We start from the raw sequence: 21,603 nt of genomic DNA, 5'->3' as shown, positions 1-21,603 counted from the left end.
TGACAGATCTTTTAATTCATAATTAATTGATCCACTGTTACAAATTCAAATCCTTTTTTCTGCAGGATATCAATGATTCGAAGTGCAGCATCCACACTGGAATCATAACAATCATGTAACAAAATAATATCATTTTCTTCTGCTTCCGTCACTACTTTATTTACTATTTCATCTACGTTTTCCGTCGTCCAGTCCAGAGGATCTATGGTCCACATGACCGGAAGAACCTCGATCTCCATCTCCAGATTACGTTGCCACAGGCCAAACGGCGGCCGCATATATTCCACTGATTTTCCAGTAATTGATGTGATTACTTTATTTGTATCCAGAATTTCCTTTTTTGCTTCTTCATCAGAAACCTTTGTAATCTCTACATGATGATACGTATGATTCCCAATCAGATGCCCCTCTTCATCCAGTCGTTTCACCAGTTCAGGATTCTCTTTGGCATTCTCTCCGATCAGGAAAAATGTAGCCTTTACATTTCTCTCCTTTAATCCGTCTAGCAATCTTCCCGTACATTGACTGCTTGGGCCATCGTCAAATGTAATCGCTATCTTCGGCGGCTCTTCTACCATAGAGGAACTAACAAAGGCAATTGCATCATCCACTTTATTCGTTTCTTCTTCCTCTTCATCTTTCTGATTCTGATATACAGATATTCCCAATACCTGAAGCAGGCACAAGGTATAGAACAATCCACACAACATCTTTATCTTATTACATCCGGTTTTCTTCACCAAACCTTCCCCCGTTTATCTATTCTTTCTTTATTTATATGTTTCAGCAGAAACTGGTATGTAATTCATTGCATTCTATATATGTTAATGCTATGCTATAAGCACTACGTTTCAGGTCTACAAGGAGGTTCTATAATGTCAGACACTAAGACAAAAGATACTCCCGTACAGGAGAACAAGATGGGAACCATGGCGGTTCCAAAATTATTAATCAACATGTCGCTGCCCATGATGATCTCTATGCTGGTGCAGGCACTTTATAATGTAATTGACAGTATGTTCGTAGCGCAGTTAAATGAAGAGGCTCTGACTGCTGTATCTCTCGCTTTCCCAATCCAGTCTCTGATGATTGCTGTTGCATCTGGAACTGGTGTGGGAATCAATGCCCTTCTTTCCAGAAATCTCGGCGAAAAGAATTATACTGGGGCTAATAATGCCGCCAAAAACGGACTTTTCCTTGGTATCGTAAGTTGTATCATCTTTGCCATGCTTGGCGGAATTGGCTCACACTTTTTCTTCACAATTCAGACAGATAACCCAAAGATCATTACCTATGGTACACAATACCTGACCATTATTACGTTATGTTCCGCCGGCATTTTCCTTCAGATTACTTCAGAGCGGCTATTGCAGTCTACCGGGAAGACCATTTACAATATGATGACCCAGGGCACTGGAGCTATTATCAATATCATTTTGGATCCAATTCTGATCTTCGGCTGGTTTGGATTCCCAAGATTAGAAGTTGCAGGTGCTGCCATTGCTACAATTATCGGACAGATTACAGCTGTATTCATGTCTTTTTACTTTAATATCAGAAAAAATAAGGAAATTAATATAAGCCTGAAAGGATTTCGTCCGCATCTACAGACCATTAAGACCATCTACGAAGTCGGAATCCCTTCTATTATCATGCAGGCAATCGGTTCTGTCATGACTTTTGGCATGAATAAAATCCTTTTGATCTTCTCTTCAACAGCAGCTGCTGTATTCGGTGTATATTTTAAATTACAAAGTTTTATTTTCATGCCTGTCTTTGGTCTGAATAACGGCATGATTCCGATCATTGCCTATAATTATGGTGCCAGAAATAAGAAAAGAATCATTCGGACAATTCAACTCAGTGTTCTGATTGCCATATCCATTATGCTGATTGGACTCATAATCTTCCAGACACTTCCTGATTTTCTGCTTAGGAATCTGTTTGATGCCTCAGAAAATATGCTGGCAATCGGTGTACCGGCGCTTCGGATTATCAGCCTCAGCTTCCTGTTTGCCGGATATTGTATCATTGCAGGTTCCGTATTCCAGGCACTGGGAAATGGAATCTATAGTTTGATCGTATCTGCGGCCAGACAACTTTTTGTGATTCTTCCGGTCGCTTATACATTTGCAAGATTATTCGGGCTTTCTGCAATATGGTGGGCGATTCCGATTGCAGAGATTGTCTCCGTCATTCTGTCTACAATCCTGCTTCGCCATATCTATCTTCAGAAAATCAAACCTTTAGATGAATAGACACCAAACGGGACGATATGTATCTCTATCGTCCCGTTCCTGTATTTTATTTCTTTTTCTTCATTTCTTTTTTCCTGACACTCCATCCAAATGTTCCCAAAGATGCTCCCAGACTCAAGTATTCTCCATGTGAATATGTCAGAAGTCCTGTAGAATTCAATTCAAACTTTCCATTTTTCTTCATATATTTTTCATCCACCTGGACAGCCTTCACTTCTGCCAGAAACATATGATGTGATCCCAGTTCCTTTACTTCCGTTACTTTACACTCAATATTGACCGGGCTTTCCTGAATGATCGGAGCATACTCCAGCTTTTCTGCCTTCCCTTTTGTGAGCTTCATTTCTTTCCATTTGTCCACATCTCTTCCTGATCTCACCCCACACCAGTCTGTAGCATAGGCCAGTTTCTCCGTAGTCAGATTCACTACAAACTCTCCGGTTTCTTTGATCATGTGGTATGAATAGCGTTCCGGCCTTACGGATATATATAACATCGCAGGATCTGAGCAGATGGTTCCTGTCCATGCAACCGTCAGGATATTAGAATTTCCTTCACGGTCTGCCGCACTTACCATGACTGCCGGAAGGGGATATAACATATTGCCAGGTCTCCATATCTGTCTTCCCATATCTCATCCCTCACTGTTTTTAGTTTTGAGTTCTGTTTTATTGCTGCAAAGCACCTACCAACGTTGGAATCAACTGCTTCTTTCTGGATACCACTCCTTTTAATATAATCTTGTCTGTACCCTCTTTTAAATCAAATGCATCAATAATATACTCTTTGGCATTGTTGCCACAGCAGATTAATTCCGTAGATTCATCCAGAATATCCGTCAGCATAAAATAAATCATCTGCAGATTCTGTTCTTCTAACACCTTCGGCAGATGTGGCTCTATAATTTCCCGGATTTCTGCCAATTCTTCTTTATTCATAGAATTGATCTGACCCACTCCAAACACTGTATCATTTACCGTAAACTGTTTGAAATCCTGGAAACAGATCTCATCCGCAGTTTTACCCTGAAGATTACTTCCTGCTTTGAACATTTCTCCAGCCATCTGTTCCATATCAATGCCTGCAATCTTGGAAAGCTTCTTCGCCGCCTTTTCATCGATTTTCGTACAAGTTGGTGAACGGAACAGCAATGTATCGGAAATAATTGCTGCACACAATAATCCAGCGATTGTTGGCGTAATCTTCACACCAGATTCTTCATACATCTGACATACAATTGTTGCCGTACATCCTACTGGCTGATTACGGAAAAATACAGGCCCCATCGTCTCGATACTTCCCAGTCTGTGATGGTCTATGATCTCAACGATCTCAGCTTCTTCAATTCCATCGACTGCCTGAGATTTTTCGTTATGATCTACCAGAATAACCTTCTTTTTGCTGACATCCATAAAACGACGTCTGGATATCAGACCTTTAAAACGTCCATGACGATCAAGGATTGGGAAATCACGGAATTTCTTTTTTGTCATGACTTCCTTAATATCTTCTACATAATCATTCATCTGGAACGTAACCAGTGGCGTCTTTGTCATAAAATGCTTAACTGGAATACTTTGATTGATCAGACGTGCTGCCGTAAATGTATCATGCGGAGTGCTAATAATCACAATACTCTGTTCTTCTGCACGTTGAATCAATTCTTCTGATACTTCTGCTCCCTGGCAGACTACCAGACAGCTTGCGTCAATGTCCATCGCACAACTCTGAGATTCATAACGGTTTCCCAGAATAACCAGATCATCTTTTTCAATAAATTCTTCCATCAGATCTGGATTGGATGCTGCAATCGTTACTTTCCCTTTGGTAAAATATCCATGTTCATTTCCGGTAATTAACGTTCCATCTAAAGTCTTTACAATATTACGATACTGTGTTTTTGCTGAAGACAAAATTCGATTATCATAGACTTCCATATAAGAAGTTGCAATATCTCCGGTAGAAATCACACCCACCAATTCCTCGTCCTTCAGAATCGGAAGTGTCTTGACATTCTGTTCCTTCATCTTTGCCCAGGTATCTTTAATGGATACATTTGGTTCCACACCTTCCATCTTATGAATATCCATATCCTTTACCTGCAATTTCACGTTGGACAACAAATCTGGTGGATCCACTTTGAATTTCTTTAGAACATAATGCGTCTCTTCATTTATCTGTCCGGCTCTTCTGGCTACATATTCATTGCCAGTCAGCTGTTTTTTCAGGTGTGCATATGCAATTGCAGAACAGATAGAATCAGTATCTGGATTCTTATGTCCTACTACATATACCTTTCCTGCTTTCTTTCCCATATATTCACATCCTTAGTTTTTATTCATTTTATTTTGCTTCCCATAGTAAGAGTGCCATTTTTTCTTACTTTCGTCAACCATAAATTCTTGGTTCTTCTGTTTTTTTCTTTGAACATCTCCCAGGTTTTATGCTATACTGAACATATCATGTGAGAACGTAGAGTCTCGATATATAGAAAGGGAATTTTACAATGAGCGAAGAATTATTACGAGAAACAACAACAGAACCTGTTGCTGATGCTGCAGCAGAGACCATGGCAGATCTGGAAGATCACTTTGATGATGCAAACCCTTGGAATCTTGTAGAATCTTACATGGAAAAAGGCACGGTGCTTCCTGTGAAAATCGAAGGAATCGTCAATGGCGGTGCTATTGCGATGGTAGAAGGACTTCGTGGATTCATCCCTGCTTCAAGATTATCCTTATCTTATATTGAAGATCTGGAAAGCTACCTGTTAAAAGATATCGAAGTGAAAGTCATTGATGTTGACCAGGCTAACAACCGTCTGGTACTGTCTGCACGTGAGATATTGAAAGAAAAAGAGAAAAAGGCTATGGAAGAAAAGATTGCTAATGTAAAAGTTGGCAGTGTTGTTACCGGCAAAGTAGAAAGTCTTCAAAACTATGGAGCATTTGTTCGTCTGGAAGACGGACTGTCCGGACTGGTTCACGTTTCCCAGATTAGCCAGAAACGTGTAAAATCACCAAAAGATGTATTGAATGAAGGCGATGAAGTGACCGTTAAAATCATCGGTGTGAAAGACGGTAAGATCAGTTTGAGCATGAAAGCTTTAGAAGAAGTTCAGGAGGAACCAGAAGAAAAAGTTGTCATTCCAAAGTCTGAAAACATTGGAACCAGCCTGGGAGATCTCTTCAAGAACATCAAATTATAATTCCAAAAAGAGGACAGGAGAATTCTCTCTGTCCTCTTTTTCTCTATCCCCGTAAGGTTGCGATCAAACGTTTGGGATATTCGAACAATTCCAAGGCATCTAAAATAGAAGTAACACAGATATCTGCTTCCAGAATCAGCTTTCCGTACATTCCTTCCCGGTCTGTCACCGCAATGGACAGGCCACTAACAGCACACATCTGACAGTCATTTCGCCCATTCCCAATTGCAATGCAATGTTCCGCGCCCAATTCTGTGACAATACGAAGCTTTTCTTTCATCGCATCATCCCCGGGAAATGTCATAATTGTAACTGGAATATCCTCACACATCTGACTGGCAGTTCCATGGGTGTCTGCTGTCAGAATGTATATCTTAAAGAATTCTGCCAGACATCTGATCTTCTCTTTTACATCTTCTGGAATTTTTCCATCCGTTGCAATCGTTCCATTATAATCCAGAACCAGATAATCCAGTGTTAATACTTTATATCCTGGAATTTCAATTCTCATACTACTTCTGCTTCTCCCTAAAATATTCATCCACCAATGCCGCCGCATCTTCAACACATTGTGTACAGCATACCAATGGCTGAGGGCCCTCCATATTTTTCAAATCTCTGCAGTAAATCGAACGATTCTTTTCACGGAACTTTTCTGCTGCTTCGCGGAACTTCGCGTAAGTATCCATCTTGGTCGCCAATGGTTTTTCCATATCCCCGGCACTGTTCGCAAGGCTGATAATCAAGAACATTCCTGTCACTGCACCGCAAGTATCTTTCAGACCTCCCATACCCAGACCAAATCCTTCCGTCATTCTGAACATATCTTCTTTCTTAACGCCCAGTTCTTCGCAATATGCGCAGGCAACTGCCTGACAGCAATTATAGCCTTTTTTGAAATTCTGTACTGCAATTTCTTTCTTCGCTTCCATTTTTTCTTCTCCCTTTACCTCAGAATCCAAATCATAGTTTCCCTATTTTTCAGGCTTCATCTGTTCCAGATCACGTAGCCAGCTTGCCACACAGGCATCACTTGGCATCCTCCAGTCTCCTCGTGGAGATAACGCTACCGTTCCAACTTTTGGTCCATCCGGCAGACATGAGCGCTTAAACTGTTGCGTAAAGAATCTGCGGCAGAAAGCTTCCAACCACTTGTATATCGTTACATCATCATACTCTCCTCCAAAAGCATATCTGGCAATTCGATAAATCTTACTTGGCTCATACCCAAACCGAAGCAGATAATATAAGAAGAAATCATGCAATTCATATGGTCCCACCAGATCTTCCGTCTTCTGCGCAATCTTACCATCTTTTGGAGGAAGAAGTTCTGGACTTACTGGTGTATCCAACACATCATAGAGAACAGCCTTAAGGTCTTCATCTTCACAAGTATCTGCATAATAATGTACCAGATGTCTTACCAATGTCTTCGGGACCGATGCATTAACACCATACATGGACATATGATCCCCATTGTAAGTCGCCCATCCAAGAGCAAGTTCAGACATATCACCAGTTCCGATAACAATTCCTCCGGTTTGGTTAGCCACATCCATCAATACCTGCGTACGTTCTCTGGCCTGAGAATTTTCATAAGTGACACTATGATCTTCTGGATCATGTCCGATATCTTTAAAATGTTGTTTTACTGCTTCCCCAATTGGAATCTCCCTTAAAGTTGCACCTAACTTCTGTGACATCTTACATGCGTTCTGATATGTTCTGTCTGTCGTTCCAAAACATGGCATAGTCACAGCTACGATTCCTTTCCGATCCATCCCCAACGCATCAAATGCCTTGGCTGTAACCAGCAATGCCAGCGTAGAATCCAGGCCACCGGAGATTCCAACTACTGCACTCTTCGCCCATGCATGAGACAACCTTTTTTTCAATCCCATTACCTGAATTGTCAATATCTCTTCACAGCGTCTTGCGCGTTCACTTTGCACACTTGGTACAAACGGGCGTGAAGGAAATGTTCTGGTCAGCTTTGTCTCAGTGGATTTTAATTCAAACGGAATACGCATCAGCTTCCGTTCTCCTGTCGTCTGAAACGTTGTATTTTTTCTTCGCTCACTCAACAAACGCTTCATATCCAACTCTGTATAAATTGCCCCATTATGGAAACGTTTACTGGAAGCCAATATCGTTCCATTCTCAGCAATGATATTATGTCCACCAAATACAAGGTCCGTTGTAGATTCCCCTTCTCCTGCATTTGCATAAATATATCCACAGATCAGACGGGCAGACTGTCCCTCAATCAGACTTCTGCGATAAGAGTCTTTTCCAATCGTTTCATCACTGGCAGAACAGTTAACGATCAATGTCGCCCCCTCTCTTGCAGCTTCAATACTTGGAGGGATCGGCGACCAGACATCTTCGCAGATCTCTGCTGATACGATCAACGACTCCATCGAAGATGCTGTAAACAACAACTGAGGACCAAACGGAATCATTTCCCTATCAAACAGAATCTCTCTTGCTTTTTTCGGTCCTGGCCGAAACTGACGCATCTCATAAAATTCTCCATAATTCGGAAGAAATGTCTTAGTCGTCAAGCCCAGAATCTTTCCTTGATTTAAAGCTGCTGCCACATTATATAATTCCCCGTCTATTGCCAGTGGCACTCCAACAAATATCAAAGCATCTTTGCCTACAGTATGTTGCGCAATCATATGAAGTGCCTGCCGCGCATCTTCTAACAAAACATCCTGCATAAATAGATCGCTGCAAGTATATCCGGTAATACATAACTCTGGAAATACGATAATCTTAGCATCTTCCCGAACCGTCTCATCTATCAGATTACAGATATGTTCTGTATTGTATGCTACATCTGCGACCTTAATATCTGGAGTTGCCGCCGCCACTTTTACAAATCCGTGTCTCATCTTCTTCTCCCCACCTCTTTATTTACTTCGTTTTATAATATTCTTTAATTCATCTACCGTATATCGATACGCTGTATTGCAGAAATGACACTTCACTTCAATGTCCTCTCCGTCATCAATCATCTCCTGAATCTCTTTGCGCCCGATACTGACCACAGCCTGTTCCACTCTTTCTTTCGAACAATTACAGTAGAATTGAGTTGGCACTGTATCTGTAATCTCCAATCCAAGATTGCCAAGCAACGTTTCCAACAATTGCTCCGGTGTATATCCCTGATCCAGAAGTGCTGTCACCGACGTCACATTCTTTAAGTTCTCTTCCAACTGACTGATTGTCTTTTCTTCTGCAAATGGCATAAGCTGAATAATAAATCCACCGGCACAACGAACGGTATTATTCTTCTCCATCAAAACTCCTAAGCCTACTGAAGACGGAACCTGTTCAGAATTGGCAAAATAATAAGTCAAGTCTTCTGCAATCTCGCTGGATACCAGAATCGTCTGTCCAGAATATGGTTCTTTGAGTCCCATATCCTTAATAACTTGCAATAATCCAATGCCAACAGCTCCGCCAACATCCAGTTTACCATTTTTAGGTGGCAATACTACATCCGGATTTCCCACATACCCTTTAACATTGGCATGACTATCCGCTGTAACCGTAATTCCCTGAATTGGTCCATCTCCACGAATCTGTAAGGTCAACATATCCGTATCATTTTTCATCATGCTTCCCATCATAGCTCCTGCTGTCAGGAGACGTCCCAACGCTGCTGTTGCTACCGGGCTGGTATTATGGTGTTGTCTTGCAATCTCCACCACCTGTGTTGTTGTCGCAGCAAACGCCCGGATCTGATTATCTGCCGCAGTTGCTCTTACAATATAATCTTTCATTTTCTATCTGCCTTTCTTATTTCAATCTTCTTATTTTCCACATTCCTGTGCTACCACACAGATACGCTCACTTGTATACAATGGAGCATCCTTCGTGTATGCATCATACGCTGTCACATAACGAAGTCCTGCTTTTTCAATCAAATTCCTTATTCTCTCCAAAGTATATGCCCTCTGATAATGAACCTCCTGGTACTTGCGATACAACTCGGGATCTTCCTGACTCTGTACAAACAACGTCAGTTCATATTCATTGATCTTCTGCTCTTCATCATAATAATTATCCCAGATAAAGCTACATTCTTCCCGTTCTTCCGCAATCACCTGCTCTCCGAGAATCTCCTGATACTTATATTCTGTATTAAAATCAAAGATAAATACACCTTGAGGATCCAGATAGTTATTCACCAGACGGAAGACCTCCGTCAACTCCTCCTCATCCGTCACATAATTCACCGAATCACAGACACTGACCACAGCTCTCACCGTACCATACAATTCAAACTCCTGCATATTCTGCAACAAGTACAGAATATCATGTCCACTCTCTATTCGCTTCTCCATCGCAAGCTCCAGCATATCCTCCGAATTATCCACGCCAATCATATCATACCCCTTCGACGCCAGAAGTTCCGTCATACTGCCTGTTCCACAGCCCAACTCCAATACCAGTCCATCTGCAATACCATATTCCCGCAATAATTTCCACAAATAATCAGCCCATTCCTCATATGGGACATTATCCATGAACGTATCATAAACCACCGCAAAACTTGTATAAGCCTCCATGATATTCCATCCTTTCCGTAATATGACTGGACTTATTATAGCATGGGAGCTTCATTTTAACAATTGGGGACGTAGACTTTTGAAAAAAGTCTACGTCCCCAATTAAAAAATGTGGTGTACCCATTCGTCATTTGTGGTGTACCCATTCGCGTTATTTTGTTAATCTATTCCTTCTGTCTCAATGATGAATTTTGTACTTCCATTGACACCATCCTTGATTCCTGCGAAGGATTTGTAATTTCGACTTAATGTCTTCATAGCATCAATTCGTGATGTTACATTCTGGATATCTCCGTTGAATAGTTCTGTTAATTTATCGATGGCGGATTCTTTATATTCCGCCATACCATCTGAAAGCTGCTGATTTCCGTCTGCCAGTGCACTTGCGCCATCTGCGACCTGCCCGGCGCCGTCTGCAAGCTGGCCAACGCCAGACGTCAGTTGGGAACCGCCAGCTTTCAGAGACTGTGTTCCTGTAGATAACAGGCTGCTTCTTTCATTGAGTTTTGCTGCTCCTTGTTGTAATGCAATTGCTCCTTCATACAGGTCCGAAGTTCCTTGCACTAATGATGTGCTTCCATCATTGAGCTGGCTTAAACCTTTCTGTAAATCTACAGTTCCGGCATACAATTGCTTTACTCCGGCTGCTAATGCTGGAGCTCCTGTAACTATTGGTTGTATATTATCTTTAATTGTAGATTTCACAGTAGCTGCGGTCTGATTCATTGTATTCGTAAATTGTAATTTTAATAATTCTTCATACTGTCCACTCAGATTTGAAATATAATCAGTCTTTGTTGTCCCAAGATTAGTAAATGTATCCTCTGGTATATTCTCAACCGATTTTACTGCCATTTGGTATGCCATACCACTGATTGACTGTTCTTGCGCCGAACTAAGTGTAAGACTGGTATTCTCACTTAATGTGTTATTTAATGCAGTAATCCCATCACTGATTGACTGTGCGGCTGTAACAACACCTACTCCTGTTTCTGTTCCGCCTCCAGTGTATCCGGCTACCAGCTGGTCTGCCCCGGCTTTTGCAGAAGCGATGCCTGCCTGTACTGTCTGTACACCAGATTTTAAAGTTGCTGCTCCATTTGCCACAGAAGTACTTCCACTTGCGAGCTGGCTTACTCCGCCTACATACGCATTCACTCCATCTGCCAGAGTATTCATTCCACTTGCCAATTCACCACTCTTATCATTCAGCGTATTCACACCGTCAGATAAGGTCTTAGATCCATCGGCCAGTTCTTTCGCCCCATCGGCTGCAGATTTCGAACCTTCTACCAACTGATTGGTTGCATCCTCTAACTGCTCGATGGAGCCTTCCAGATCATCAAAACTGTCGATGTTATCCAGATCTATTTCATTCAAAAGCTCTGCAGAGGCAAGTGTAATGGTCGGTTCCACTGATGCATCTTCTACATCGGCCGTAATCGTTACACTGTCTGGGATATCTACATCCAGATCCTGAAGATTCATATTCTCTTCCAGTCCCGGGAATGCCACCCCGACAATAATATCTTTGTCAGCGTCTGAAATAATCTTACCATTATCAATCGTCACATTTTTATAACCATCTGTTGGAAGCATCAGCGCTGTGACCATGGTAAACGGTGTATACATTTCCACATTTTTTCCATTTACATCTACCGTTTCTTTGGATTTATTCTCATATTCAAAATGAATCTCTAACTTCCCGTCTTTTCCTTCCAGTTCCTCTGGGGAAATGCTTTCCCCATCCAGCTTATAGGATACTTTTACATCCACCGGTAGTTCTTTGTCTATCGTTCCCTGATAATAAATGTCATTTCCCTCAGATTGCCATTGCAAAGAGCCATCTGTTCCTTCATTGAAGCTCTCTTCTCCTTTAATATTTTTAATGTCATTCAATTCTGTCGAATCTTCAAATGTTCCTTTTTCTGGATTCTTCAGCCATTCCGTAACTGTCGTCTTCATTGGATGACCAGAAGCGTCAGCCTTCACATAAACGGATTCTTCTTTATAAAATTCTCCATCATCACCCGTATCACTGTCTCCCAGAACTTGTTCTGCCGTTTCCTGCAATACTTCTGTATCTTCTTCGGCCTGAACCTCAGATGCATGATTATAATATCCACAAGTTCCTGCAAGTCCTGCTGCTATAACCACCGCCATAGAGCCTGCCATTACTTTTTTTGCTTTCTTATTCTTCATGAAGATTACCTCCTAACCAGATCTACGCCTTTTTCGGCAAAAAATCTTTACTTGTCTTAACAATTACCTTATCAAATACCATAAACATAGATGGCAGAACAAATACAACCACGATCATACTGATCAATGCTCCCCTTGCCATCAGAACACACAGAGAACTGATCATATCAATATTGGAATAAAATCCTACCCCTATCGTTGCTGCAAAGAAACTGAATGCGCTTACCATGATGGAACGAGCCGAAGCTCGATGTGCGGTCGTAATTGCATCATATTTTCCTGCTCCATGATTTCGTTCTCGTTTATACCTTGTTGTCATCAAGATTGCATAGTCCACCGTCGAACCCAGCTGAATCGTTCCGATAACGATAGAGGCTACGAACGGCAGCGTCGTTCCGGTATAGAACGGAATTCCCATATTTACAAAGATTGCAAACTCAATGACTCCAACCAGTATCATCGGCAGCGAAATGGATTTGAAAAGCAATAATATGATGATAAATATAATTCCAATCGATACTGCACTGACCGTCTTAAAATCTTTATCCGTAATTTCAATCAGATCATTGGTCAGCGGTCCTTCACCGATTAACATTGCACCTTTGTCATACTTATCCAGAATCTGATTAATCTCTGTAATCTGTCCGTTGATCTCATCCGAAGCCACTTTATACTGTGAATTTACCAACAATAATTGATACTTGTCATTCTTCAGCATACTGGTTACAGAATCTGGCAGCATATCAGTAGGAATACCAGGCCCGACCAGTTTATCCAGGCCAAGTGCCCACTTCACTCCATCTACCTTATCGATTTCCTTCATCATCTTATTCACATCTGAAGACGAGACAGAACTGTCGACCAGGATCATGTGAGTCGTATTCATATCGTAGTCTTCTTTTAATTTCTCATTTGCAATAACACTTGGCAGATTTTTCGGGAGAGATGCATCCAGGTTATAGTAAACGCTTGTATGGCTATTTCCGTAAATTGCCGGGAATAAAAGCACCAGGAAAAGTGCTACATATACAAGATAATGTTTGGTAACCCGATCCGATATCTTTCCAATATCTGGCAATAGCGGTTTATGCTTCGTCTTCTCGATGAATTTGTCACAACAAAGAATCATAGACGGAAGAACTGTAATACAAGCTATTACTCCAAAGACAACGCCTTTTACCATAACAATACCGATGTCCAGGCCAAGTGTGAACGTCATGAAGCAAAGCGCAATAAATCCCGCGATTGTAGTGACAGAACTTCCGATTACAGAGGAAAATGTCTGCGAAATCGCATGTGCCATCGCACGTTCTTTATCACCATTATAACGAATCTGCTGTTCTTCATAACTATGCATCAGGAAAATGGAATAGTCCATCGTTACTCCTAATTGCAGCACTGCGGCCAGTGCTTTCGTAATATAAGAGATTTCCCCTAAGAAATAGTTACTTCCAAGGTTATATAAGATTGCCATTCCGATACTCAACAGAAACAGTACCGGCACAAAGAAGGAATCCATTGTAATTCCAAGAACAAGTAATGCAAGAGCCACTGCGATTAATACATAAAGCGGCGTTTCCTTCTCAGCGAGATTCTTCGTATCAGTTACAATTGCAGACATTCCACTTAAAAAGCACTGCTTTCCGGCAATGGAGCGAATCTCTTCTATGGCCTCCATTGTTCCATCCGAAGATGTCCCTTCATCAAAAAAGATTGCCATCATCGTTCCTGTATCTGAATTAAATACCTCGTAGATATTATCCGGCAGCATGCTCTCTGGTATAGATATATCTGCGATGGAATCGTACCACAGGACATTTGCCACATGGTCTACCTTTTCAATCTTTGCTTTTAATGCTGCCACATCTTTATCTTCCATGCCATCTACAATAAACATGGAAAATGCTCCTACCCCAAAATCATCCGTCAAAATATCCTGACCCTGCATAGTCTCAATATCATCCGGCAGATAAGTAAGAACATCATAATTGACTCTGGTATTGACATACCCCAGTACAGATGGAATCAACAATAAGATACTTATGATCAGTATCGGCACTCTGTACTTCACTACTTTTTTTCCAAAGTTAACCATACTCATTTGCTCCTTTTCATTTTCTGACTATCAGTCATTTATTACAATATGCACTATACATCAAAAATGACTATTAGTCAATATATTTTTGACTTTTAGTCATTTTTTGTATAAACCTCTTGCCAACAGCCAAAAACTCTGTTTATAATAAAGAACGAGGAGAAAAATTATGGGAAAAGTTGACGAAAATAAACGTAAGAAAAAAGATGCACTTTTTAATACTGCATATGAATTATTTACTACAAAAGGCTTCAATACTACTGCCATCTCTGACATCGTAGAAAAAGCAGGCGTTGCAAAGGGTACATTCTATCTGTATTTTAAAGACAAATACGACATCAAGAATAAACTCATTGCCCACAAGACACATGAACTATTCCATGCCGCCAACCTCGCACTGGCTGCATCCAATGTTCAAGGACTGGAAGAACAGTTGATTTTTATCATTAATCATGTCATTGATGCCTTAAAAGATAACAAATCTCTTTTAAACTTCATTTCTAAGAATCTTGTCATGGGCGCACTGAAATCTGCACTGCTGACCGGTGAAGACTCAGACACAGAATTATATGAAGCCTTTCTCAAAATGGTCGAGCAGGATGCATACTCCTATGAAGATATAGATGTCATGCTGTTTACGATTATCGAACTTGCCGGTTCTACTGCCTATAATTCTGTGATATACGAAGAACCACTTTCCATCGAGCAATATAAACCATTTTTATATCGTACCGTCAGACTGATCATCGAGAGTCATCGCATGAAATAATCTGTTTTTCACCCCCATGGGGGCTTGTTTTCCTTCATTCTGGTAACGTAATATAGTGTTGACATCAAAGATTATTCTGAGGAATGAAGGGAGAGATGCTCTATGCATATGGCTGATGCTTTGGTCTCACCGGCAGTGGCAGGAACAATGTATGCCTGTTCCGCAGCGGCAGCAGCTTATTCTGTAAAAAAGGTACGATTAGAAAGTGATCCAAAGAAGATTCCCGTTATGGGCGTAATGGGTGCATTCGTATTTGCGACCCAGATGATTAATTTCACCATTCCGGGCACTGGTTCCAGTGGGCACCTATGCGGAGGTATGCTACTATCAGCGTTACTTGGACCATACGCTGGATTCCTCACCATGATTGGAGTGTTGCTCATCCAATGTCTGTTATTTGCAGACGGCGGTCTTCTGGCACTCGGATGTAATGTCTGGAACATGGCATTTTACGGATGTTTCATTGGTGCCCTTCTTATCTGGAAGCCAATCATAAAAAAAGGATTTACCAAAGGCAAGATTATTGCTTCCTCCATCTTAGGTTGTGTTCTTACCCTACAGCTTGGAGCATTCAGTGTGACACTGGAAACTCTCGCTTCTGGCATAACGGAGCTTCCATTTACTACATTTGCAGCAACCATGCAGCCGATTCACCTTGCTATCGGTTTTGTGGAAGGACTTATTACTGCAGCCATTCTGGTATTTGTACACGATGCACGTCCTGAGATGCTGTATCATGGAGCGGAATCTGCAGTCTCCAAAGGTCGTTTTTCATTTAAAAAGACGGTAACTATTCTTGCCGTTCTTGCAATCGTAATCGGCGGTGGATTATCTCTGGCAGCATCCTCTTATCCAGATGGTCTGGAGTGGTCCATCGAAAAGATTACCGGTTCTACGGAAATAGAATCTGAAGGCGATATCTATGAAAAAGCCGATTCCATACAGGAAGCCACTGCATTGCTTCCAGATTATGCTTTCAAAGATTCTGATTCTTCTTTTGGAACAACATTTTCAGGAATCGTAGGCGGCATAGTCGTTATAGTTGTCTGTGTCGGAGCATGTTATATATTTAAATTTTTCAGGAAGAAACGAGTATCATGAGCAAAATTGGTAACGCAATCTATGAGATTCATCATATGGATATGCTTTCATCAAGAGACCAGTGGGTGAACCATCTTCACCCACTGGTTAAATTTGTTTTGACTGTTCTTTACATTACAACCGTGGTCTCATTTTCAAAATATGACGTCATTGGACTCGCCGGAATGTTCGTCTATCCTCTGGCAACATTTCTTCTGGCTGATTTGTCTTTCAAGGACAGCCTGAAGCGCCTCCGGGTCATTCTGCCTCTCATATGCCTGATTGGAATCCTGAATCCATTTTTTGACAAAATACCTGTATACATCGGCACATTTCGTATCAATGCCGGAGTATTATCTATGATTACACTCATGATGAAGGGAGTCTTCAGTGTTCTGGCATCCTACCTGTTAATTGCAACGACTTCTATCGAACAGCTATGTTACGCATTTCGCTTGATTCATATTCCACAGATCCTGGTCACGCAAATTCTGCTCACATACCACTACATTTCCCTTTTATTAGAAGAAGTGAACCGCATCACACAGGCATATTCCTTAAGAGCACCAAAGCAAAAAGGGATTCACTTTAAAGTCTGGGGATCTCTTACCGGTCAATTGTTACTTCGGAGCATGGATCGTGCCAGTAACGTATATGAAAGCATGACTCTCAGGGGATATACCGGAGACTTTCATTATATAAATGAAAAAGTGTGCTGGAAACCTCAGGACTTTGTATACTTTTTCCTGTGGCTGAGCATCATTCTACTCTTTCGAAGATTTCCAATGCTTGTCATAATAGGACGGGCGATAGGTCATCTATTTTAATTATGGATTCTGATTACATATTTTGATTACATGTTTGATAAATATCAAGGAGGATTGCATTCTATGAGTCACATACATATTGACGTTAAAAATGTATCTTTTAATTATGAGCCTGGAGAAGAAAATCGGATTTTGAAAGACATCTCATTTCACGCCTCAGAAAGCGATGCCATCGGCCTGGTCGGGGCAAATGGCGTCGGCAAATCCACCCTATTAAAAATACTTGTCGGGCTGTACTTGGACTTTAACGGAGGCATCCGCATCGAAGAAATCCCAGTACAAAAAGAGACTCTTCCCCAGATCCGAGAAAAAATCGGATATGTATTTCAAGATTCCGATAGCCAGCTCTTCATGTCAACCGTCTACGAAGATATCGCATTTGCCCCAAGAAACTATGGTCTCCCGGAAGAAGAAGTCCACAGAAGAGTTGCAAAAGCCCTCGAAATGACCGGAATCAGCCACCTGAAAGATAAGCATATCTACAAACTGTCCGGCGGCGAGAAAAAACTGGCATCCATTGCCACCATCCTCTCCATGACTCCTGACATCATCCTGATGGACGAACCCTCCATCGCACTGGATCCCAGAAACCGCAGGAACCTGATCCATATCCTAAACTCCTTCGAACACCTGAAGATCATCGCATCCCACGATCTCGACATGATCTGGGACACCTGCGAGCGAACTATATTAATGGCAAATGGAAGAATCATCTGCGATGGACCAACGAAAGAAATCCTGTCAGATAAAGAATTGTTAGAAAAAAATGGGTTGGAGTTGCCATTGCAAATGGGGACGTAGTATTTTGTAAAAATACTACGTCCCCATTTGCAAAATGCCCTGTACCTTTTTGACTTAAAATTCTTTTTTCTTAATAATTTTCAATGAAATCAGGTATGAAATTATCGTTGATGCTATACAGATTAATATAATTGCAATAATTGTTGTCGACAATTTCGCCTCAAAGATGGAATCAAGAATTGCTTCTATATCGATTCCCATTTTTCGTCCTATATATACCATCAGATAAATCGCTATGAAAAGGCATCCCCACACTGCAAGCAATGCCATTCGACTTTTTTCTGCTTCGAACTTCAGCTGTAAAGGTATGGTAAATGCCAGCATTATTATTACAATCAGAAAGCTTGATATCACTGTAGCTCCCCATTCTTCCAATGTATATTCAATGGATTTGGCAAAAGCTACCGCATATGCTATTGCAGACACCCCCGCAAGAGAGGCTGCTGTGGATATCAGACCGAACACATATTTCTCTCCTACATATTCCTTCCGGGTAATTGGAAGTGTGAATAAATATGCCATTCCATTGTTATATTGATCATAACTGATCGTGCTTAATGTAAAAATCGATATCATGATTGTAATGTAACTTATGACAAAATCTGGATTATTTGAAACCACTAAAAAGATAATTCCCATCATGGATACCGTCAAAAAAAACTGCTTTTGATTTTTTAATAATTTAAAATCCTTAATCAATAATCCTTTCATTACTTTTCACCTCGCACCATCATCATGATTACTTCGTCAATACTTCCTTTTTCAATTACAATTGAAGGGTAATTCTCCAGATAAAATTGCTTCTGATTCGTCAGGCAGCTATATCCGAACTCTTCTTTCTTATAGCGAAGAATATATTCTTTTTCCAAATCACGATACTGCTCATCTGTCACTTTCAAAAGTGCATAATCACTTAATAACACATCTGTTTCCTCGTGCATAATTATCTGCCCATGATCAATCATATATATATCATCACAAAAACCTTCCAAATCCGTAGAAATATGGGAACTAATCAGAATGGAACGGCCTTCTTGCTCCATATATTCTCTTAACATCTGCAGAAGACTGTCGCGTGCAAGCACGTCAAGCCCTGCTGTCGGTTCATCCATAATCAACAGTTCTGCATTATAAGAAAGCGCTGCCAGCACTTGGAGCTTTCTCTTCATTCCCGTTGAAAATTCTTTGATTTTCTTATTCAATGGCAGCTGAAATTCTTCACATTTTTCTACAAATCTGTCTCGATTAAATTGTGAATACAAGTTCTCCAGCACTGGAATCAGATCCTTAATACTTAAGTATCCACTAAACTCCGAATCGGCTAATACGACCCCAATACGCTCCCGGTCCTCTGGTCTGAGCTGATCTGGCGTCCTTCCCAGAATCTCTATCTTTCCACCATCCGTATGAATCAATCCAAGTATCGCTCTAAATGTCGTACTCTTTCCAGCTCCATTTGCCCCTATCAGACCTGTGACACACCCTTCCCGGACCTCCATCGAACAGTCCAGTGCAAAATCCTTATACCTCTTCTCAACATTCTCCAATCTCAACATCTGCTAATCCTCCAAAACAATCCGAAATAGTTCCGTAATCTCCTGATTACTCATTCCACAGCTTCTGCCTTTTCGGATGGCCATTTCCAAATCAGCTTCGACTTCCTTTCTCTTCTCTTCCAGCATCATCTCCTGGTTGGCAAAAGCAACAAAGCTGCCTTTTCCATGGACTGTGATCACAAATCCTTCCTCCTCCAGGGCATCATATGCTTTCTTCACCGTCAGCGCACTGACGCGTAGTTCCTTCGCTAGCGTACGAACCGATGGGAGCATCGTATTCTCCTGCAATTCCCCTTGCATGATCTTGCCTTTCACCTGATCCACAATCTGATCATAGATAGGCTGCATAGAAGAATGATTAATAATCAACTTCATGTCATCCCTCCTTCGTTATAAACAGTATATAACTGTTTATAACTGTTGTCAACTGTTATATACTGTTTTTTCAATAGGGGACGGGGGTTTTTTCATTTTCCTCCGTCCCAGATTCAATTTACTGTGTCCCCAATTGCACAAAAAATCAGGCACCTTGTGATGCCTGATTTTTCTATCTATATTAGCATTAACAAATCTTACAGATCCATCCTTCTGGTGCTTCGATATGCCCCATCTGGATTCCGGTCAATGTCTCGTATAACTTCTTGGTCACTGGTCCCATCTCGTCCATTCCGCTTGGGAAGCAAATCTCTTCGCCATGGTCTACGATCTTTCCTACTGGCGAGATGACTGCTGCTGTACCACAAAGTCCGCATTCTGCGAAATCTTTGACTTCATCGAAGTATACTTCTCTTTCTTCTACTTCTAATCCAAGGTATTTCTCTGCAACATACATCAGAGAACGTCTTGTAATAGATGGGAGAATTGTAGTGGACTTCGGTGTTACAACTTTGTTATCTTTGGTAACAAAGATAAAGTTTGCTCCGCCGGTCTCTTCTACTTTTGTTCTGGTTGCTGCATCCAGATACATGTTCTCATCAAATCCCTGATTGTGTGCGTCTACGATTGCATGTAAGCTCATAGCATAATTCAGACCAGCTTTTACATGGCCTGTTCCATGCGGTGCTGCACGGTCGAAGTCACATACTCTGATGGTGATTGGCTTAGCGCCGCCCTTGAAGTATGGTCCTACCGGAGTTGCAAACATTCTGAACTGATACTCCTCTGCCGGCTTTACCCCAATTACAGAGCTGGAGCCAAACATGTATGGTCTGATGTAAAGTGTTGCTCCAGATCCGTATGGCGGAACATATGCTGCGTTTGCTTCTACCACCTGTTTTACTGCATCTAAGAATCTGTCTTCCGGGAATACAGGCATCTCAAGACGCTTTGCGGAATCTACCATTCTCTTTGCATTCAGATCCGGGCGAAATGTAACGATATGTCCATCTTCCGTAGTATAGGCTTTTAATCCTTCAAAACATGTCTGTGCGTACTGCAATACACCTGCACATTCATTTATTACGACATTGGCATCGGAGGTCAATGTACCTTCATCCCACGCTCCATTCTTATAATTGGAAACGTATCTCTTATCCGTCTGCATATAGCCAAATCCGATATTAGACCAGTCAATATTTTTCTTTTCCATTTTCTATTCCTCCGTCCTTAGATAAATAACTAAATATATGATCTGCAATTATTATAATACGCTCATTTTCAAAATTCAAGAGTGCGCTCTGTTTTTTACAAAAAACCTTTTATCGTTCCATCATGCTGATAGATTCAATCCCGACACTTCCGCCCCGCACAACTTCAATGCTCTTGAATTCTTCTTTCATCAACTTGATTACCGCATCATTCTTCGTTGCCGTCTGGACAAATTCCAGCAGAAGGCTGTCTTTGCCATAATCAATGACCTTTGCCTTAAATGTCTCTGCAATCTGGAATAATTCCACCTTATCCTCCGGTGTGCATTTGCGCACCTTAATATACATAATCTCTTTCATACGAACAAATACATCCGTAAAATCAATGACCTTGATGACCTCTACCAGACGGTTCAGCTGCTTCTTAATCTGCTCAAATGTCTCATCATCACTGACTGTTGCAATGGTCATTCTGGACACAGTAGGATCTTCCGTAGTACCTACAGTCAGACTGTCCAGATTATAGGATTTTCCGGAAAAAAGTCCAGATATTTTCGAAAGGACACCCACCTGATTTTCCACATACAGAGATATCCAACGTTTTTTCATTCCATTATTACTCATCTTGACCTCTCCTTTCC

21 protein-coding genes are annotated in these 21,603 nt (G+C 41.2%); 6 read left to right on the top strand and 15 right to left on the bottom strand.

All coding sequences use genetic code 11. The annotated features are described in order from the left end of the window. Nucleotides 1-11: 11 nt before the first annotated feature. Nucleotides 12-710 (bottom strand): polysaccharide deacetylase family protein, encoded by a 699-nt coding sequence (locus ACQRD1_RS03140; RefSeq protein WP_268826434.1) that lies wholly within the window; start codon nucleotides 708-710, stop codon nucleotides 12-14. 165 nt (nucleotides 711-875) lie between these two features. On the opposite strand from ACQRD1_RS03140, the gene ACQRD1_RS03135 reads away from it, so the two are divergent. Beyond that, nucleotides 876-2,258, top strand: coding sequence for an MATE family efflux transporter (locus ACQRD1_RS03135; RefSeq protein ID WP_235232071.1), 1,383 nt, complete (start codon nucleotides 876-878; stop codon nucleotides 2,256-2,258). A 46-nt stretch (nucleotides 2,259-2,304) separates the two neighbouring features. Here the strand turns inward: ACQRD1_RS03135 and ACQRD1_RS03130 are convergent, their stop codons facing one another. Both ACQRD1_RS03130 and ACQRD1_RS03125 read right to left on the bottom strand, forming a co-directional pair. Continuing rightward, complete coding sequence (locus tag ACQRD1_RS03130; protein WP_235232070.1) at nucleotides 2,305-2,889, bottom strand: flavin reductase family protein; 585 nt, start codon at nucleotides 2,887-2,889, stop codon at nucleotides 2,305-2,307. A gap of 37 nt (nucleotides 2,890-2,926) precedes the next feature. Beyond that, entirely contained in the window at nucleotides 2,927-4,573 is a 1,647-nt protein-coding gene (locus tag ACQRD1_RS03125) for a putative manganese-dependent inorganic diphosphatase (protein WP_235232069.1), read from the bottom strand. Between the two features lie 191 nt (nucleotides 4,574-4,764). Between ACQRD1_RS03125 and ACQRD1_RS03120 the strand changes: the two genes are divergently transcribed. Beyond that, nucleotides 4,765-5,466 carry a S1 RNA-binding domain-containing protein gene (locus tag ACQRD1_RS03120; RefSeq protein WP_235232068.1) on the top strand — a complete coding sequence of 234 codons (702 nt, stop codon included), beginning with the start codon at nucleotides 4,765-4,767 and terminating at the stop codon, nucleotides 5,464-5,466. Nucleotides 5,467-5,509: 43 nt separating this feature from the next. Here ACQRD1_RS03120 and ACQRD1_RS03115 read toward each other — a convergent pair whose 3' ends face one another. From ACQRD1_RS03115 to ACQRD1_RS03085, 7 genes are all read right to left on the bottom strand, one after another. Continuing rightward, nucleotides 5,510-5,977 carry an HAD family hydrolase gene (locus tag ACQRD1_RS03115; RefSeq protein WP_235232067.1) on the bottom strand — a complete coding sequence of 156 codons (468 nt, stop codon included), beginning with the start codon at nucleotides 5,975-5,977 and terminating at the stop codon, nucleotides 5,510-5,512. A gap of 1 nt (nucleotide 5,978) precedes the next feature. Next, nucleotides 5,979-6,398, bottom strand: coding sequence for a C-GCAxxG-C-C family protein (locus ACQRD1_RS03110; protein WP_235232066.1), 420 nt, complete (start codon nucleotides 6,396-6,398; stop codon nucleotides 5,979-5,981). Nucleotides 6,399-6,440: 42 nt separating this feature from the next. Further along, on the bottom strand, nucleotides 6,441-8,363 hold the full coding sequence (locus tag ACQRD1_RS03105; RefSeq protein WP_235232065.1) for an NAD(+) synthase: 1,923 nt from the start codon (nucleotides 8,361-8,363) through the stop codon (nucleotides 6,441-6,443). A gap of 18 nt (nucleotides 8,364-8,381) precedes the next feature. Continuing rightward, nucleotides 8,382-9,257 carry an Hsp33 family molecular chaperone HslO gene (hslO, locus tag ACQRD1_RS03100; protein WP_235232064.1) on the bottom strand — a complete coding sequence of 292 codons (876 nt, stop codon included), beginning with the start codon at nucleotides 9,255-9,257 and terminating at the stop codon, nucleotides 8,382-8,384. 30 nt (nucleotides 9,258-9,287) lie between these two features. Next, on the bottom strand, nucleotides 9,288-10,046 hold the full coding sequence (locus ACQRD1_RS03095) for a class I SAM-dependent DNA methyltransferase (protein ID WP_235232063.1): 759 nt from the start codon (nucleotides 10,044-10,046) through the stop codon (nucleotides 9,288-9,290). 159 nt (nucleotides 10,047-10,205) lie between these two features. Then, nucleotides 10,206-12,248 carry a hypothetical protein gene (locus ACQRD1_RS03090; protein WP_427786906.1) on the bottom strand — a complete coding sequence of 681 codons (2,043 nt, stop codon included), beginning with the start codon at nucleotides 12,246-12,248 and terminating at the stop codon, nucleotides 10,206-10,208. A 22-nt stretch (nucleotides 12,249-12,270) separates the two neighbouring features. Further along, nucleotides 12,271-14,343, bottom strand: a complete 2,073-nt coding sequence (locus ACQRD1_RS03085) for an efflux RND transporter permease subunit (RefSeq protein WP_235232061.1) — start codon at nucleotides 14,341-14,343, stop codon at nucleotides 12,271-12,273. A gap of 169 nt (nucleotides 14,344-14,512) precedes the next feature. Here ACQRD1_RS03085 and ACQRD1_RS03080 point away from each other — a divergent pair, with 169 nt between their 5' ends. The 4 genes from ACQRD1_RS03080 to ACQRD1_RS03065 all read left to right on the top strand — a co-directional run bounded on the left by ACQRD1_RS03080 (nucleotide 14,513) and on the right by ACQRD1_RS03065 (nucleotide 17,820). Then, nucleotides 14,513-15,112 (top strand): TetR/AcrR family transcriptional regulator, encoded by a 600-nt coding sequence (locus ACQRD1_RS03080; protein WP_427786905.1) that lies wholly within the window; start codon nucleotides 14,513-14,515, stop codon nucleotides 15,110-15,112. A 102-nt stretch (nucleotides 15,113-15,214) separates the two neighbouring features. Then, nucleotides 15,215-16,213 carry an energy-coupling factor ABC transporter permease gene (locus ACQRD1_RS03075; RefSeq protein WP_427786904.1) on the top strand — a complete coding sequence of 333 codons (999 nt, stop codon included), beginning with the start codon at nucleotides 15,215-15,217 and terminating at the stop codon, nucleotides 16,211-16,213. After that, nucleotides 16,210-17,019 carry a cobalt ECF transporter T component CbiQ gene (cbiQ, locus tag ACQRD1_RS03070; protein ID WP_235232058.1) on the top strand — a complete coding sequence of 270 codons (810 nt, stop codon included), beginning with the start codon at nucleotides 16,210-16,212 and terminating at the stop codon, nucleotides 17,017-17,019. Before ACQRD1_RS03075 ends, cbiQ begins: the two co-directional genes overlap by 4 nt. A 63-nt stretch (nucleotides 17,020-17,082) precedes the next feature. Next, on the top strand, nucleotides 17,083-17,820 hold the full coding sequence (locus tag ACQRD1_RS03065; RefSeq protein WP_235232057.1) for an energy-coupling factor ABC transporter ATP-binding protein: 738 nt from the start codon (nucleotides 17,083-17,085) through the stop codon (nucleotides 17,818-17,820). 54 nt (nucleotides 17,821-17,874) lie between these two features. Here ACQRD1_RS03065 and ACQRD1_RS03060 read toward each other — a convergent pair whose 3' ends face one another. From ACQRD1_RS03060 to ilvN, 5 genes are all read right to left on the bottom strand, one after another. Continuing rightward, nucleotides 17,875-18,531 (bottom strand): ABC-2 transporter permease, encoded by a 657-nt coding sequence (locus ACQRD1_RS03060; RefSeq protein WP_235232056.1) that lies wholly within the window; start codon nucleotides 18,529-18,531, stop codon nucleotides 17,875-17,877. Then, on the bottom strand, nucleotides 18,531-19,376 hold the full coding sequence (locus tag ACQRD1_RS03055) for an ABC transporter ATP-binding protein (protein WP_235232055.1): 846 nt from the start codon (nucleotides 19,374-19,376) through the stop codon (nucleotides 18,531-18,533). The genes ACQRD1_RS03060 and ACQRD1_RS03055 overlap by 1 nt, the downstream gene beginning before the upstream one ends. A 3-nt stretch (nucleotides 19,377-19,379) precedes the next feature. Beyond that, nucleotides 19,380-19,751: a GntR family transcriptional regulator gene (locus ACQRD1_RS03050; protein ID WP_235232054.1), complete on the bottom strand. Its 372-nt coding sequence runs from the start codon at nucleotides 19,749-19,751 to the stop codon at nucleotides 19,380-19,382. Nucleotides 19,752-19,938: 187 nt separating this feature from the next. Further along, nucleotides 19,939-20,964, bottom strand: coding sequence for a branched-chain amino acid aminotransferase (locus ACQRD1_RS03045; RefSeq protein WP_235232053.1), 1,026 nt, complete (start codon nucleotides 20,962-20,964; stop codon nucleotides 19,939-19,941). 109 nt (nucleotides 20,965-21,073) lie between these two features. After that, on the bottom strand, nucleotides 21,074-21,586 hold the full coding sequence (gene ilvN / locus ACQRD1_RS03040; RefSeq protein ID WP_235232052.1) for an acetolactate synthase small subunit: 513 nt from the start codon (nucleotides 21,584-21,586) through the stop codon (nucleotides 21,074-21,076). Nucleotides 21,587-21,603 lie beyond the last annotated feature (17 nt).

The organism is Bariatricus sp. SGI.019, assembly GCF_050315235.1.
GTDB lineage: Bacteria > Bacillota > Clostridia > Lachnospirales > Lachnospiraceae > JAFBIX01.
This window is presented reverse-complemented; position numbering and strand designations above follow the sequence as displayed.

Coding starts and splice junctions, on each gene's coding strand:
- ACQRD1_RS03140 (WP_268826434.1), bottom strand. CDS start 710: ATGTTGTGTGGATTGTTCTATACCTTGTGCCTGCTTCAGGTATTGGGA.
- ACQRD1_RS03135 (WP_235232071.1), top strand. CDS start 876: ATGTCAGACACTAAGACAAAAGATACTCCCGTACAGGAGAACAAGATG.
- ACQRD1_RS03130 (WP_235232070.1), bottom strand. CDS start 2,889: ATGGGAAGACAGATATGGAGACCTGGCAATATGTTATATCCCCTTCCG.
- ACQRD1_RS03125 (WP_235232069.1), bottom strand. CDS start 4,573: ATGGGAAAGAAAGCAGGAAAGGTATATGTAGTAGGACATAAGAATCCA.
- ACQRD1_RS03120 (WP_235232068.1), top strand. CDS start 4,765: ATGAGCGAAGAATTATTACGAGAAACAACAACAGAACCTGTTGCTGAT.
- ACQRD1_RS03115 (WP_235232067.1), bottom strand. CDS start 5,977: ATGAGAATTGAAATTCCAGGATATAAAGTATTAACACTGGATTATCTG.
- ACQRD1_RS03110 (WP_235232066.1), bottom strand. CDS start 6,398: ATGGAAGCGAAGAAAGAAATTGCAGTACAGAATTTCAAAAAAGGCTAT.
- ACQRD1_RS03105 (WP_235232065.1), bottom strand. CDS start 8,363: ATGAGACACGGATTTGTAAAAGTGGCGGCGGCAACTCCAGATATTAAG.
- hslO (WP_235232064.1), bottom strand. CDS start 9,257: ATGAAAGATTATATTGTAAGAGCAACTGCGGCAGATAATCAGATCCGG.
- ACQRD1_RS03095 (WP_235232063.1), bottom strand. CDS start 10,046: ATGGAGGCTTATACAAGTTTTGCGGTGGTTTATGATACGTTCATGGAT.
- ACQRD1_RS03090 (WP_427786906.1), bottom strand. CDS start 12,248: ATGAAGAATAAGAAAGCAAAAAAAGTAATGGCAGGCTCTATGGCGGTG.
- ACQRD1_RS03085 (WP_235232061.1), bottom strand. CDS start 14,343: ATGGTTAACTTTGGAAAAAAAGTAGTGAAGTACAGAGTGCCGATACTG.
- ACQRD1_RS03080 (WP_427786905.1), top strand. CDS start 14,513: ATGGGAAAAGTTGACGAAAATAAACGTAAGAAAAAAGATGCACTTTTT.
- ACQRD1_RS03075 (WP_427786904.1), top strand. CDS start 15,215: ATGCATATGGCTGATGCTTTGGTCTCACCGGCAGTGGCAGGAACAATG.
- cbiQ (WP_235232058.1), top strand. CDS start 16,210: ATGAGCAAAATTGGTAACGCAATCTATGAGATTCATCATATGGATATG.
- ACQRD1_RS03065 (WP_235232057.1), top strand. CDS start 17,083: ATGAGTCACATACATATTGACGTTAAAAATGTATCTTTTAATTATGAG.
- ACQRD1_RS03060 (WP_235232056.1), bottom strand. CDS start 18,531: ATGAAAGGATTATTGATTAAGGATTTTAAATTATTAAAAAATCAAAAG.
- ACQRD1_RS03055 (WP_235232055.1), bottom strand. CDS start 19,376: ATGTTGAGATTGGAGAATGTTGAGAAGAGGTATAAGGATTTTGCACTG.
- ACQRD1_RS03050 (WP_235232054.1), bottom strand. CDS start 19,751: ATGAAGTTGATTATTAATCATTCTTCTATGCAGCCTATCTATGATCAG.
- ACQRD1_RS03045 (WP_235232053.1), bottom strand. CDS start 20,964: ATGGAAAAGAAAAATATTGACTGGTCTAATATCGGATTTGGCTATATG.
- ilvN (WP_235232052.1), bottom strand. CDS start 21,586: ATGAGTAATAATGGAATGAAAAAACGTTGGATATCTCTGTATGTGGAA.